The sequence below is a fragment of the Sphingomonas sp. SP4 genome (genome assembly GCF_058313375.1).
This window is the reverse complement of the sequence record NZ_JBZFLE010000001.1, coordinates 363,365-376,679: the sequence shown is the minus strand read 5'-3', so window position 1 is coordinate 376,679 and position 13,315 is coordinate 363,365. Positions and strand designations below refer to the sequence as shown.

General features: G+C 62.8%; 12 protein-coding genes. 10 read left to right on the top strand and 2 right to left on the bottom strand.

The window, feature by feature from the left end; all coding sequences use genetic code 11:
* Positions 1–378: 378 nt before the first annotated feature.
* On the bottom strand, positions 379–642 hold the full coding sequence (locus tag AC4GYV_RS01910) for a DksA/TraR family C4-type zinc finger protein (RefSeq protein WP_491098976.1): 264 nt from the start codon (positions 640–642) through the stop codon (positions 379–381).
* A 229-nt stretch (positions 643–871) separates the two neighbouring features.
* On the opposite strand from AC4GYV_RS01910, the gene AC4GYV_RS01905 reads away from it, so the two are divergent.
* Both AC4GYV_RS01905 and AC4GYV_RS01900 read left to right on the top strand, forming a co-directional pair.
* Complete coding sequence (locus tag AC4GYV_RS01905; RefSeq protein ID WP_491098975.1) at positions 872–2,425, top strand: hypothetical protein; 1,554 nt, start codon at positions 872–874, stop codon at positions 2,423–2,425.
* 140 nt (positions 2,426–2,565) lie between these two features.
* A complete protein-coding gene (locus AC4GYV_RS01900) occupies positions 2,566–3,741 on the top strand; it encodes a hypothetical protein (RefSeq protein ID WP_491098974.1) in 1,176 nt (391 codons plus the stop codon).
* Here the strand turns inward: AC4GYV_RS01900 and AC4GYV_RS01895 are convergent.
* Positions 3,702–4,844, bottom strand: coding sequence for a glycosyltransferase (locus tag AC4GYV_RS01895; RefSeq protein WP_491098973.1), 1,143 nt, complete (start codon positions 4,842–4,844; stop codon positions 3,702–3,704). The genes AC4GYV_RS01900 and AC4GYV_RS01895 overlap by 40 nt on opposite strands.
* Before the next feature lie 159 nt (positions 4,845–5,003).
* On the opposite strand from AC4GYV_RS01895, the gene AC4GYV_RS01890 reads away from it, so the two are divergent.
* The 8 genes from AC4GYV_RS01890 to mmsB all read left to right on the top strand — a co-directional run bounded on the left by AC4GYV_RS01890 (position 5,004) and on the right by mmsB (position 13,302).
* On the top strand, positions 5,004–6,986 hold the full coding sequence (locus AC4GYV_RS01890) for a M3 family metallopeptidase (protein WP_491098972.1): 1,983 nt from the start codon (positions 5,004–5,006) through the stop codon (positions 6,984–6,986).
* Positions 6,987–7,095: 109 nt separating this feature from the next.
* Positions 7,096–8,595, top strand: a complete 1,500-nt coding sequence (locus AC4GYV_RS01885; RefSeq protein ID WP_491098971.1) for a CoA-acylating methylmalonate-semialdehyde dehydrogenase — start codon at positions 7,096–7,098, stop codon at positions 8,593–8,595.
* A 20-nt stretch (positions 8,596–8,615) separates the two neighbouring features.
* Positions 8,616–9,053, top strand: coding sequence for a hypothetical protein (locus AC4GYV_RS01880; RefSeq protein WP_491098970.1), 438 nt, complete (start codon positions 8,616–8,618; stop codon positions 9,051–9,053).
* Positions 9,054–9,119: 66 nt separating this feature from the next.
* Entirely contained in the window at positions 9,120–9,359 is a 240-nt protein-coding gene (locus AC4GYV_RS01875; protein ID WP_491098969.1) for a hypothetical protein, read from the top strand.
* 77 nt (positions 9,360–9,436) lie between these two features.
* Complete coding sequence (locus AC4GYV_RS01870) at positions 9,437–10,579, top strand: acyl-CoA dehydrogenase family protein (protein WP_491098968.1); 1,143 nt, start codon at positions 9,437–9,439, stop codon at positions 10,577–10,579.
* Positions 10,576–11,643 carry an enoyl-CoA hydratase/isomerase family protein gene (locus AC4GYV_RS01865; protein ID WP_491098967.1) on the top strand — a complete coding sequence of 356 codons (1,068 nt, stop codon included), beginning with the start codon at positions 10,576–10,578 and terminating at the stop codon, positions 11,641–11,643. The genes AC4GYV_RS01870 and AC4GYV_RS01865 overlap by 4 nt, the downstream gene beginning before the upstream one ends.
* Positions 11,630–12,406, top strand: a complete 777-nt coding sequence (locus AC4GYV_RS01860) for an enoyl-CoA hydratase (protein WP_491098966.1) — start codon at positions 11,630–11,632, stop codon at positions 12,404–12,406. Before AC4GYV_RS01865 ends, AC4GYV_RS01860 begins: the two co-directional genes overlap by 14 nt.
* The gene (mmsB, locus tag AC4GYV_RS01855; RefSeq protein ID WP_491098965.1) at positions 12,406–13,302 is read left to right on the top strand and encodes a 3-hydroxyisobutyrate dehydrogenase; all 897 of its coding nucleotides are present in this window, start codon (positions 12,406–12,408) and stop codon (positions 13,300–13,302) included. Before AC4GYV_RS01860 ends, mmsB begins: the two co-directional genes overlap by 1 nt.
* Positions 13,303–13,315: the final 13 nt, after the last annotated feature.

The window sequence follows — 13,315 nt, the reverse complement described above, 5'->3', positions numbered from 1 at the left end:
TGGGTCCTTCGGCTCTCAGGGTCACATTCAGCCAGCGGCCCAACGGAAGGTGGTGACTTGCCTGCACTATGAGCTGAGCACCCTGGATCGACAACATAAGCCGATCAGGCCGGAAGCCGTGGCTCGCCACCGCGCCCAGGCCGGTCAGCTCCCTTTGGGTCAGACGGACCGGCGCACCTGCCTTATTGCCGCGCGCGCCTCGAAGTTGGCGGTAGGCAACGCGCCCCGCACCGACATCTTGCGCCGTTGGCGCCGCACGGGGCGGCACTAGCGGCTGAGAACTCGTCACTGAAAAGAAAAGCACCAGCGCGGTCAGCGTTAACAGACCGACCGCGAGCGGGAGTGCCCTGCCCCGCTTTCCTTGCCCCCGGCGTTGCGTCAACGCAGCTGGCTATCCTTGCTCCCGCGCCGATTGATCGTGGAATGCACGACCGCCTTGTCGCGTTCGGATTGGCAGGCGATGCAGGTGCGAACGCCCGGAAGCGCCTGGCGCCTCTTCTTCGGGATCGGCTCGCCGCAATCGTCGCATTCCTGCGCGCTTTCGCCAGATGGCGTAAGCGCACGAGCGCGAAGGATCGCGTCCTTCACCGTGTCGTCAATCTGATCTTGAACCGCGCCATCGCGCGTCCAACCGCCAGCCATTTCTACTCCTTCACCGAAGCACAACGCGCGAACCGCGTCATGGGCTTCTTCTCGGGTGTAATATAGGAAGGAAATGAAGCTTTCGAAGCCGCCCCCTACCAAGCGCGAAATGGTCATTGGGTCAGCTTGGGACGGCGATGTGGTACAGGACTTGCCATTCTTTTCTCCGCTGCGAAAAGAAGCCAGCTGCGTCTCTGTAGTGGCGCACTGACGTATCAAGGGGGCAGCAATGCAAGCGGATACGACCAGCTATTGGTGGCAGTCGCGATGGGTGGCGGTTGCCCTCGCCCTTTGTGCAGCGATCCCGTTTCTACTTCCGTCATTTCCGCCGCTCATCGATCTGCCTGCTCACTACTCTGGATATTATGTGCAGGAGTGGCTGAGCCGCTCGCCTGATCTGGCGCGCTACTTCACATTCCATTGGAAATTCATCCCCAACCTGGGCGTCGAGTTGCTCTTGGTCCCCCTAACGCCGGTAGTGGGCCTACCCCTTGCAGTGAAGCTCATCGTCGCGGCGATCCCGGCGCTTGCAGTCATCGGGATGTTGTGGATCGCAAAGGAAGCGCAAGGACGCATTCCGGCCACGGCGCTGTTCGCGCTGCCCCTGGCTACTGCCTATCCGCTCCTGTTCGGCTTCGTGAATTACTGCCTGTCCGTGTCCTTCGCCCTGGTGGCGTTCGGGCTTTGGATTCACTTGTCGCAGCGGGGCAGGCCCCTACTCAGGTCGGCGTTCTTTGCGATCATCGCGCCGGCGATCATGCTCACGCACATTCTCGGTTTTGGCGTGATCGGCATCTTGGCCGGCGGGTCGACAATCGGAGCAGCTCTTTCGTGCGGCACGCAGCCGCTCAAAGCTATTCGGCAAGCCATCATCGCCTGCCTTCCGATGGCCTGGCCGCTATTGCTGCTCGCCGCATGGCAGGGCGGAGCTTCGCCGCCGTCCGGTGGGTGGCTGGATGTCAGCAAGTTGGTCGTCGGCTTCGCCACCATCTTGCGCGAGCAGATCCAGTGGTGGGACCTGCTGAGCGGGGCGATCGTGTTCGTCGTCGCCGCCCTCCCGCTGATCTTGCGTCGCCGCTTCGCCTACGAGCCGATGTTGATTGTCCCAGCGATCCTGATGTGGGTGCTGGTCCTGATCTTGCCGTTCAACGTGTTCGGGTCGGACTTCGCCAACGTCCGCCTCATCTATGTGGCGTGCGCGCTGATGATCCTGGCGGTGCGGCCAAGGTCAGAGCTCCCAACATGGGTTTCCCTTGTCGCCTTGGCTTTCATCGTGCTCCGTTTCGGCCTGACGGGCCTGCACCTAGTCCGGGCGGACGCAGCGATTCAGACTGAGCTACGCGCGCTCAATCACGTGCGGCCCGGCAGCCGCGTCGGTAGTTTCTTCGTGCTGCAGTGCGCTCGCCGTTGGGACCCGCCGCGCATGCAGCACATGGGAAGCTTCGCGACCTCACGCCGTAATGCCTTCAGCAACGACCAATTCACTCGTGGCGAGGGCCATCTTCTTGGCGTCGATTATGACGGCGGTTTCTTGATCAAGCCGATGCCACTGCCCGAAGTGATGTCTGAGCCGTGCCCAAGGTGGGCCAACAAGCCAACGCTGGCGCAGGCGCTGACCGAATTTCCATGGGATCGCATCGACTATCTTTGGTTGATCGACGCGCCGGCGGGGCAGGTTCCGAGCGATCCACGTCTGAAACTGCTCTGGCGCAACGAGCATTCCATCCTTTTCGAACTGCAAAAGTCGGGCACCCAGACGGGTGCCACACAGAGCCCGTCATGACCTTCATCCGCTCCAGGTTGGGAAGCTCCCAGTCGAGGATGCGGATTCTCATTACGGCACTTTTGATCGCAGGAGCAGGTCTGCGACTGTGGCGATTTGTCATTGCGGACCAACATAGCGCGCTGGGCGAAGCCTATTCGGTGGCTGCGTCCGTCGCGAGCGGCCATGGATTTGCGAACGCTTATCAACCCGGCCAAGGCCCCACCGCGCATGTCCTGCCTATCAGCCCGAGTATTGCAGCCGGCGTCTACCGCCTGTTCGGTATCAGCACTCCGACATCCGAGGCGATCTTGGCCTGTTGGTCGATCGGCCTCGCGCTCGGCTCCTATCTGCTGCTTTTCCGGGCTTTCGGGCGATTGGGCGTTCCTGCGCGAGTGAGGCTCGGGGCGCTCGCATTTCTCTGCCTCGTCCCCGCCTATTTTTGGCCAGAGTCTGTAGACTTCCGCATCTGGGAAGGCGGCCTCGCCACCTTCCTGGCGGGCCTGTTTCTCGACCGCCTCCTCGCGGTGAAGCAGATCACTGTTCCGACCGCGATCGGCATGGCGCTTCTCAACGCCGCCCTGCTTTTCGTGAATCCGGCGTGGGGAATCGCGGCATATCTTTGCGCAGCGATATTTTGCCTCCGCACGCTTCCGCTTCGCCGGATTCCGGGAATGGTCGCAGTTGCCGCGGCAGCTCTGGCTTTGTTCATTGTCCCTTGGGCACTTCGAAACCAGGCTGCCCTTGGTGAACCAGTCCTGCTTCGCAGCAATGCTGGCCTCGAGATGGCGTTGGCGATGCACCCCGGCGCTCTCGATGCCGCAGACCCCGGTGAAGACTTTCTCGCAAGGCAGAAGCAAATTCATCCCACGAACAGCGTTGCCGCGTTCGAAGCGATGCGTGCCGCCGGCGGAGAGGTCGTCTATTCCAGAGAACTGGGCCGACAGACCAGGGCCTGGATGACGCAGCACCCGACTGAGGGCCTTCGACTCGGGGTGCGCCACGTTCGGCAAGCCTTATTCCCCGACCCCTGGCAGTTCACCTTTCTCGGGGGTGGCAAGCTTAGCGGGGCAATTCGCGCGCGCCTCATCGACGTCGTGGCGCTCTTCGGGCTTGCGGGACTGGCCCTTGCGCTGGTTCAGCGGAGACCCAATTGGGTTTATCCGGCCGTTCTCATTCTGGTCCCGGCGGTCGAGATGAGCCCGTTCCAGCCGGTCCAACGCTACACCTACTTGTTCTATCCGCTGCTGGTCTATTCAGCGAGCTACGCCGCCGCCTTCGCGCTGGAAAAGCTCGGCTATTTGCGTCGCCACGTGAAGACCGACGAGGCAGCGTAGTTCCAGACGACGCCGACCGCAGCGCCCGCAACTCCCGCCAGCCACCATTGATAGTGCATGCTGTACACCATCGTGCCGACGCCGACGTTGCCGATCGCACCGAGCAGACAGACCAGATAGAAGCTGAAGAGCCCGCGCAAGAACTTCCAACCCTTTAGGCGGACATCGCGATAGGTGAGACTGTTGTTCAGCGAATAGTTGAAGGTCATCGCGACGAGCACGGCGACGGCCTGCGCGGCTCTGAACCCAGTCAATGCGAGAACGCCACCAAGCACTGCGAGATGTACCCCGAGGCCGAGTGCTCCGACCGCAGCGAACATAAGGAACCTGACCGGGACGATGTGCCCGAACAGCTTCTCCAGCAGGAGGATGACATATTCCTGAAGGACGCGTGAATCGAGCTTGCTCTCGCCCGCCACGCGATTCCGGAAGGTGTAGGAGACTTCCTTCACCTTGAGCGGCGCCGAGGTGGAAGCAAGCAGGTCCAGGAGGATCTTGAAGCCGATGTTGGACAAGCGCGGCAGCGCATCCATCAGAACTTCGCGGCGGATCGCGAACAAACCGCTCATCGGGTCCGAGACGTTTGTCTTCATGGCGAGCTTCGCCAGTTTCGTCGCGAACTGGCTCATGCGTTCGCGGCTCGCGTCCCAGTCGCCGGTCGAGCCTTCACCATTGTAGCGAGTGCCGACGGCCATGTCGTAGCCTTCGCGGGCCACTGCATTGAAGAGTTGCGGGAGCACCGATTCATCGTGCTGCAGGTCGGCGTCCATGACGATCAGGATGGGCGCCGCCGTAGCCATCATTCCTTCGACGACGGCAGAAGCCAGCCCGCGGCGGCCGTAGCGCTCAACCACTCGCACTCGCCGATCCGCCCGGCCAATTTCGCGAAGAAGGTCCGCAGTGCCGTCGGACGAACTGTCGTCCACGAATACAGCTTCCCAGTTGATGCCCTTCAGAACGGTGTCGAGCTTTTCCACGACGGCGCGAATGTTGCCCGCTTCGTTGAGCGTCGGCAGAATTATCGCTACCTCGAGGAGGTCACTCCTCAACGTCGGCGCCTGATCGATACTTGCTTTGCCTTCGGGACCTAGGTCCGCACTCATATCGGTCATCATCGCCCCACGCCGACGTTTGGCGCAAATTAGCCGATTATGCTGGAATGAACAGGCTTAGCCGGCACCTGAGCCAATTCGGAACAGCCGATTGCGCGATGCATCCGAGGCGCTAGGCTCCTGGCCTGCCATTCTCGAAGGGTCTATTTCATGCGTCACGTTCTGTTGTTGCTCGGTTCGAGCGTCCTGAGCTCTGCGGTTGTTGCTGCTCCCATCAGTCCGCCAGTGCTGACCGGCGCACCGAGCGCGGCCGCCATCAATGCCCGTTGCAATTCTGCGGTCGCCAAAAGCAGTTCGATGCGCAAAGCACTTGAGACGTCCAAGGGCACGCCGAGTGTCAGCACTACCCTTCTTGCCTACGATCGCCTGGTCCAGTGGCTCGGCGATGCTGCCGGGGAATCGACCTTGTACCGCGAGGTTTCGCCTAGCGCGGCGAGCCGGACAGCCGGCGAGAAGTGCGAAGTACGTATCGCCAGCGAGTTCACCAAACTGAACCTTTCGCGCCCGATTTACGAGCGGATCAAGGCGGTAAAGGCCCCGGCCGACGACGCAGCGACGCAGCTCTACCTGACGCGCGTGCTCAGCGCGTTCGAACGTTCGGGTATCGCCCTCGACGGCGCCGGCCGCGCGAAGGCGCAGGAGATTTCCGACAAGGCTTCAAAGCTCGGCACCGAGTTCGAGGCGAATATCCCGAAGGGCCAGCGGACGATCACCGCGACGGCGGCGGAACTCGACGGCCTGCCGCAGGACTTCATCGACGCTCACAAGCCGGGGGCTGAGGCCAAGATCACGCTCAAGACCGACTATACCGACTACATCCCGGTGATGACCTACGCGAAGAGCAGCGCCCTTCGCGAGCGCTTCTATCGGGAATATCAGCTGCGCGCTTATCCGCAGAACGACCCGGTCCTTCGTGACCTCATCAGTACGCGCAACGACCTCGCAACGCTGGTCGGCCGCCCGAACTATGCGACGCTCAACTTCGAAGACCGGATGCTGAACACGCCTGCCAAGGTTCAGTCGCTGCTCGACGAAATGGCGGGTGCGGCAAAGCCGGCAGCCGACCGCGACTATGCGAAGAAGCTGGCCGTGCTACAGCAGCTTCAGCCGGGCGCAACGAAGATCCAGCCCTGGGACAATGCCTATCTCGGCCAGCTCGTACAGAAGCAGTCCTACGGTTACGACCGTCAGGAGGCCCGCAAGTATTTCGCCTACGACAATGTCCGCGACGGCATCCTCAAGCTGACTGAGGACATGTTCGGCGTCCAGATCAAGCCGTGGAAGACGCCGCTCTGGACCCCGCTGGCCGAGGCCTATGAAATCTACGACCACGGCAAGCTGATCGGCCGCTTCTACTTTGATTCCCATCCGCGTGACGGCAAGTATGAGCATGCCAATGCCGTGCCGCTGCGCACCGGCGTCGCCGGGCAAGTGCCGGTTGCTGCCCTCGTCATGAATTTGCCGGCGGGCAAGGGGCTGATGGAGCATGGCGACGTGGAGACCTTCCTCCACGAATATGGCCACCTGCTGCACGGCATCTTCGGCGGCGAGAACCAGCGCTGGGCCTATCTGAGCGGGGTCGCGACGGAGTGGGACTTCGTCGAAGCGCCATCGCAGATGCTCGAAAATTGGGTTTTCGACTATGACACGCTGAAGGGCTTTGCGAAGGACGCGTCGGGCAACACAATCCCGCGCGAGCTCGTCGATAAGATGAACCGTGCCCGCTACTTCAGCATCGGCATGGACGACATGCGCCAGCTCGGCCTGTCGAACACGTCACTCCAATATTATCTCGGCCCGGCGCCTGCGGATCTTGGAGCGGCGGCACGCGCGGCGCAGGCCAAGTACGATACCCTTCCGCCGCCGCCCTTCTCCCAGTTCCAGGCGAGCTTCCCGCACCTCGCGGGCTATGGGGCGGCCTACTACACCTATCGCTGGTCGATCGTGATCGCGGACGACCTTTTCACCAAGTTCCAGACCAACGGCCTGCGCGATCGCGCAACGGCCGAGCAGTATCGCAAGCTGGTGCTGGCGCCCGGCGGCACGAAGCCGGCGGCCGACCTCGTCGCCGACTTCCTCGGTCGCCCGATCAGCATTGATGCCTACCGGGCGAAAATGGCCAAGGATCAGTAAGACATTTCGGCGCGGCGGTGGACTGCCGCCGCGCCAACTTTCTTTTGAGCGTCCGCGGGTTTAGGGGAGCCGCGACCCCTTAACAGCACTTCAGATCAGGACGCGTAACATGCTTCGCAGCATCGACCATTTCATCGGCGGTTCCAGCTTCGCTTCGGGCGAGCGCCAGGGCGACGTGTTCGACCCGAACCAGGGCCAGGTTCAGGCGAACGTCCGCTTCGGCACAGCTGCCGACCTGCAAAAGGCGGTCGACGCCGCAAAGGCTGCTCAGCCGGGCTGGGCCGCGACCAATCCGCAGCGCCGGGCCCGCGTCATGTTCAAGTTCAAGGAGCTGGTCGAAGCCAATATGGACCAGCTCGCGCACATGCTCTCGTCTGAGCATGGCAAGGTCATCGCCGACGCCAAAGGCGACGTTCAGCGCGGCCTCGAGGTCATCGAATTCTGCTGCGGCATACCGCAGGCGCTGAAGGGCGAATATACCGTCGGCGCCGGTCCAGGCATCGACGTCTATTCGATGCGCCAGCCGCTCGGCATCGGGGCCGGCATCACGCCGTTCAACTTCCCGGCGATGATCCCGATGTGGATGTTCGGCATGGCCATTGCCTGCGGCAACGCCTTCATCGTCAAGCCGAGCGAGCGCGACCCCAGCGTGCCGGTCCGTCTGGCCGAGTTGATGAAGGAAGCAGGCCTGCCCGACGGCATCCTGAACGTCGTGCACGGCGACAAGGAAATGGTCGACGCGATCCTGGACCACCCGGACATCGCTGCCGTAAGCTTCGTCGGCAGCAGCGATATCGCCCAGTACATCTACGCCCGCGGAACGGCGGTGAATAAGCGCGTGCAGGCGTTTGGCGGCGCCAAGAACCACGGCATCGTCATGCCCGACGCCGACCTCGACCAGGTCGTCAACGATTTGGCCGGCGCCGCGTTCGGCTCGGCCGGCGAGCGATGCATGGCGCTGCCGGTGGTCGTTCCGGTCGGCGAGGAGACGGCCGAAGCGCTGCGCGCAAAGCTGATCCCGGCGATCGAGGGCCTCCGCGTCGGTGTATCGACCGATCCGGACGCGCATTACGGCCCCGTCGTCACCAAGGCCCACAAGGAGCGCGTCGAGAATTACATCCAGATGGGCATCGACGAGGGCGCTGAACTCGTTGTCGACGGCCGCGGCTTCAAGCTGCAGGGCCACGAGGAGGGCTTCTTCGTCGGCCCCACCTTCTTCGATCACGTGAAGCCGAGCTTCCGCACCTACAAGGAAGAGATCTTCGGCCCCGTGCTACAGATGGTCCGCGCGAAGGATTTCGAGGAGGCCGTCCGCCTTCCCTCGGAGCATGAGTATGGCAACGGCGTCGCCATCTTCACCCGCAACGGCCACGCCGCGCGCGAATTCACGGCACGCGTGAACGTCGGCATGGTCGGCGTGAACGTTCCGATCCCGGTGCCGGTCAGCTACCACAGTTTCGGCGGCTGGAAGCGCTCGGGCTTCGGCGACATTGGCCAGTACGGCATGGAAGGCCTGCGCTTCTGGACCAAGAACAAGGTCGTGACTCAGCGCTGGCCCGACGGCGGCGCCCACGGCGAGAGCGCGTTCATCATTCCGACGATGGGGTAAACTGAACAACGGGGGCAGATATGATCTTGATGGCGCTTGCGGGGGCTGCGCTGCTTCAATGGACCGGTCCGAGAACGGTTGAATATGTCGGTCCCGGCTATTTCTGCGGTGGTGGCTACGCAGTCCACCTGACCGGGGGCGAACGTGCGCTCGTGCTGCCTCAGGGGCAGGCGCCTCAGGCGACCCGGCTCGTTCTGTCCGGCGGAGAGGTCAATATCGTCAATGGGACGAGGCCCGATGCGGGGCCTGTCGTCAAGAATTACGGTGGCACTGCCGTCATTCAGCAGAGCATCGGCGACGGCGTTGCTTACACCGTCGCAGACGAAACGAACTTCGCGCTTCGAGTCACGAGCAGCGCCTTCCGCGGCTTCAAGAATGACCGCTGGTTCTTCGCCAAGGCGAACTTCAACGACGGCGCCGACCATCAGGTGAACTGTCTCGCCGGGCGCAGCTACTAGCGTCAGAAGGGATATTGAGGTTTAAAAGGGCGTTAGGAACGCGGTTCACTGCTGCGGAGGATGTTTATGCGCGCGGCGCTCAAGCTGCTGATGGTCGCCGGTCTGATGGCGGGAGCTGCCTGTCACAAGCAGGAGAAAGCGTCCGAGCAAAACGTTTCCATCGATACCAGCGGCAACATTCCTGAAGGCGCCGACATCGAGACGCTCCCGCCCGACGAGAGCAGCGGCGATTCAGCGAACGAGCTCGAGGCGGGCGAGGACAATCCGGACGTCAATGACGTCAACGCATCCGCTAATTCCTATTAGCTACTGAAGATCGCCTCGCTAGAAGGCGCCGCCAAGGATTGCTTCGGCACGAACCTGCGGGCTAGAGCGCCCGCGCAATGACCCAATTCGACCTGACCGACGACCAGCTCCAGATCCAGGAGATGGCCCGCAAGTTCACGGCCGACGCGATCACGCCATTCGCGGCCGAGTGGGACGAGAAGCACATCTTCCCGCGCGATACGATCCGCGAGGCGGCGGAGCTGGGCTTCGGCTCGATCTACGTCTCCGAAGAAAGCGGCGGGATCGGTCTCGGCCGCCTCGAAGCCGCACTGATCATGGAAGCCATGGCCTATGGCTGCCCGTCGACCAGTGCCTTCATCTCGATCCACAATATGGCGAGCTGGATGATCGACCGCTTCGGCGGGGCCGAGGTGAAGCAAAAGTATCTGCCGTCGATGATCACGATGGAGCGGATGGGCAGCTATTGCCTGACGGAACCGTCATCAGGATCGGACGCCGCCGCGTTGAAGACCAAGGCGGTGCTCGACGGTGACCATTATGTCGTCTCGGGATCCAAGGCCTTCATTTCCGGCGGCGGCGAAAACGAGATTTACGTCACCATGGTCCGCACCGGCGAGGAAGGTCCGAAGGGCATCTCCTGCCTCGTGATCGAGAAGGACATGGACGGCGTCAGCTTCGGCGCCCAGGAGAAGAAGCTCGGCTGGCATTCGCAGCCGACTGCCCAAGTCAATTTCGACGAGGTCCGTGTGCCGGTCGCCAATCGCGTCGGCGGTGAGGGCGAAGGGTTCCGCATTGCGATGATGGGTCTCGACGGCGGCCGCCTGAATATCGGGGCCTGCTCACTCGGAGGCGCCCAGCGCTGTCTCGATGAGGCCGTCAAATATACCAAGGATCGCAAGCAGTTCGGCACGCCCATTGCCGACTTCCAGGCGACCCAGTTCACCCTGGCCGACATGGAGACGGAGCTACAGGCTGCACGCTACCTGCTCTATGTCGCCGCGGCGAAAGTCACCGCCAATGCGCCGGACAAGACGAGGTTCGCGGCCATGGCCAAGCGTCTTGCGACCGATACCGGATCCTCGGTCGTCGATCGCGCGCTGCAGCTTCATGGCGGCTACGGCTATCTCATGGACTATCCGATCGAGCGCTTCTGGCGTGACCTCCGCGTCCACTCGATCCTCGAAGGCACCAACCAGATCATGCGGGTGATCGTCAGCCGGGACATGCTGCGCCAGTGACCGACGACGTCCTGATCGGTGTCGAGAGCGGTGTCGGACGGATCCGACTCAACCGCCCCAAGGCCATTCACGCCCTCACCACCGCCATGTGCGAAGTGATGAGCGAAGCCTTGCTCAAGTGGCGCAGCGACCCCGCGGTGGAGGCGGTCCTTATCGACCATGCGGAAGGCCGCGGTTTCTGCGCGGGCGGCGACGTGGTCATGCTGGCGCGTAGCGGGAACACCGACGCGGAAGACGCCAAGCGTTTCTTCTTCGCTGAGTACCGTCTCAATCACCTTCTCTTCACCTACCCGAAGACGACCATTGCGATCATGGACGGGATCACGATGGGCGGCGGCGTCGGCATCTCCATGCCTTGCGACCTGCGCATCGCGACGGAGAACACGCGGCTTGCAATGCCGGAGACAGGTATCGGCCTGTTCCCCGACGTCGGCGGCGGCTGGTATCTGTCCCGCCTATCGGGCCGCGTCGGCCAGTTCATGGCGTTGACGGGGGCGCGGCTGGACGGCGGCGAATGCCACTACCTCCGGCTCGCCACCCATTACGTCGAACAGGCTGGCATTCCGGACCTGATCGAGCGAATCATGAAGGCGCCGTTGCGCGCACAAGGCGCGCTCGGCGCGGCGGCGTCGATTATCCCAGACGCCAAGATCGAGCAGAACCTCCCGCAGATCGCGAAGCTGTTCGCCTCTGATTGCCTGGAGGATGTGATTGCAGCGCTCGACGCTGATGAAAGCGATTGGGCGGAGAGCGAACTCGCCACGCTGAAGACCAAGAGCCCGCTGTCCTGCAAGGTATCGTTGCGGCTTCTCGCAGAGGGGGCCAAGCGCACCAGCTTCGCCGACGAGATGCGAGAAGAATATGCGCTCGCCGGGCGCGTGGTGCGTACCCACGACTTTCGTGAGGGCGTGGGTGCGCTGCTGATCGACAAGACGGGCGACCCGAAGTGGGAGCCGGCAACCCCCGAAGAAGTGACGGACGAGATGCTCGACGTGCTCTTCGAGCCGCTTCCCCCAACTGAGGCGTGGACGCCCTTCCCGGAGACCGAGAATGAGCCAGTTTAACACGATCCTCGTCGAGCAGCGCGGAGCCGTGACGCTCGTCACGCTGAACCGCCCGCAGGCCCTCAACGCGCTCAATAGCGAGATCCTGAGAGAGCTGATCGAAGCGTTCGCAGCCTATGATTCCGACCCGTCGCAACGCTGCCTCGTGCTCACGGGGTCGGAGAAAGCCTTCGCCGCTGGCGCCGACATCAAGGAGATGGAGCAGCAGCTTTTCGCCGACATGTACTCTTCCGACTTCTTCGCGGGTTGGGAAAAGGTCACGTCCACGCGCAAACCGTGGATCGCGGCGGTGTCAGGCTATGCGCTCGGCGGCGGGTGCGAAGTCGCGATGATGGCAGACTTCATTATCGCTGCGGACAGCGCGAAGTTCGGCCAGCCGGAGATCAAGCTGGGCGTGACCCCGGGCATGGGCGGTTCGCAGCGCCTTACATGGGCCGTCGGCAAGGCAAAGGCGATGGAGATGTGCCTCACGGGCCGGATGATGGACGCCGCGGAGGCTGAACGCTCCGGCCTGGTTGCGAAAGTCGTGCCTGCCGCTGACCTGCTCGACGAGGCGCTGAAGACCGCCGAGGCGATCGCAGCCATGCCGCCGCTCGCTGCGATCGCAGTGAAGGAAATGGTCAATGCCGCCTTCGAAATCCCGCTTTCGCAGGGCATCCGCTTCGAGCGCCGCCTGTTCCACGGCCTGTTCGGAACCGAGGACCAAAAGGAAGGCATGAGCGCCTTCGTCGAGAAGCGGCCGGGTAACTGGAAGGGTAAGTAATGGCGAAGATCGCTTTCATCGGGCTCGGGCACATGGGCGGCGGAATGGCGCCGAACCTCGCCAAGGCCGGGCATGAGGTCCGCGCATTCGACCTGGTACCTGACGCGGTACAGAAGGCAGCTGAAGGTGGCTGTTCCGCAGCTCCCTATGCCGGCGATGCCGTGAAGGGCGCCGACGTGGTCATCACCATGCTCCCGGCCGCGCAGCACGTGCGCGCCGTCTACGAAAATGACGTTGCGCCGAACGCTGCAAAGGGGGCGCTTCTGATCGATTGTTCGACGATCGACGTCGCCAGCGCTCGCGAGGTCGGCGAGGCGATGAAGGCGCAGGGCTTCGAATTCCTCGACGCGCCGGTGTCGGGCGGCATTGCTGCAGCAGCTTCCGGAAATCTCACCTTCATGGTCGGTGGTGGCGATGCGGAGTTCGAGAAGGCAAAGACCTTCCTCGATCCGATGGCCAAAGCCGTGATCCATGCCGGCGATCTCGGCGCGGGCCAGGCTGCGAAAATCTGCAACAACATGATACTCGGCGCGACGATGGCTGCGACCTGCGAGGCCTTTATCCTTGCGCAGAAGCTGGGGCTCGATCCGCAGGTCTTTTTCGACATTTCGTCCAAGGCGTCGGGCCAGAGCTGGTCGATGACGAGCTATGCGCCTGTGCCCGGCGTGGGGCCGGATACCCCGGCCGACCACGATTACGAGGGCGGCTTCGCGGCCGCGCTGATGCTCAAGGACCTGAAGCTGGCCGCTGATGCCGCTCGGAGCGTGGGGGCTTACACGCCGATGGGCGGCGAGGCCGAAGAACTCTATCAGCGCTTCGTCGACCGTGGTGGCGGGAACAAGGATTTCTCGGGCATCATCAAGATGATCGACGACAGCTGGAAAGTGCCCGAATAACCAAGGAGAGCTT

Bases quoted from the DNA above. Each gene is read 5' to 3' on its own strand.
- AC4GYV_RS01910 (WP_491098976.1), bottom strand. From the start codon at position 642: ATGGCTGGCGGTTGGACGCGCGATGGCGCGGTTCAAGATCAGATTGAC.
- AC4GYV_RS01905 (WP_491098975.1), top strand. From the start codon at position 872: ATGCAAGCGGATACGACCAGCTATTGGTGGCAGTCGCGATGGGTGGCG.
- AC4GYV_RS01895 (WP_491098973.1), bottom strand. From the start codon at position 4,844: ATGAGTGCGGACCTAGGTCCCGAAGGCAAAGCAAGTATCGATCAGGCG.
- AC4GYV_RS01890 (WP_491098972.1), top strand. From the start codon at position 5,004: ATGCGTCACGTTCTGTTGTTGCTCGGTTCGAGCGTCCTGAGCTCTGCG.
- AC4GYV_RS01885 (WP_491098971.1), top strand. From the start codon at position 7,096: ATGCTTCGCAGCATCGACCATTTCATCGGCGGTTCCAGCTTCGCTTCG.
- AC4GYV_RS01880 (WP_491098970.1), top strand. From the start codon at position 8,616: ATGATCTTGATGGCGCTTGCGGGGGCTGCGCTGCTTCAATGGACCGGT.
- AC4GYV_RS01875 (WP_491098969.1), top strand. From the start codon at position 9,120: ATGCGCGCGGCGCTCAAGCTGCTGATGGTCGCCGGTCTGATGGCGGGA.
- AC4GYV_RS01870 (WP_491098968.1), top strand. From the start codon at position 9,437: ATGACCCAATTCGACCTGACCGACGACCAGCTCCAGATCCAGGAGATG.
- AC4GYV_RS01860 (WP_491098966.1), top strand. From the start codon at position 11,630: ATGAGCCAGTTTAACACGATCCTCGTCGAGCAGCGCGGAGCCGTGACG.
- mmsB (WP_491098965.1), top strand. From the start codon at position 12,406: ATGGCGAAGATCGCTTTCATCGGGCTCGGGCACATGGGCGGCGGAATG.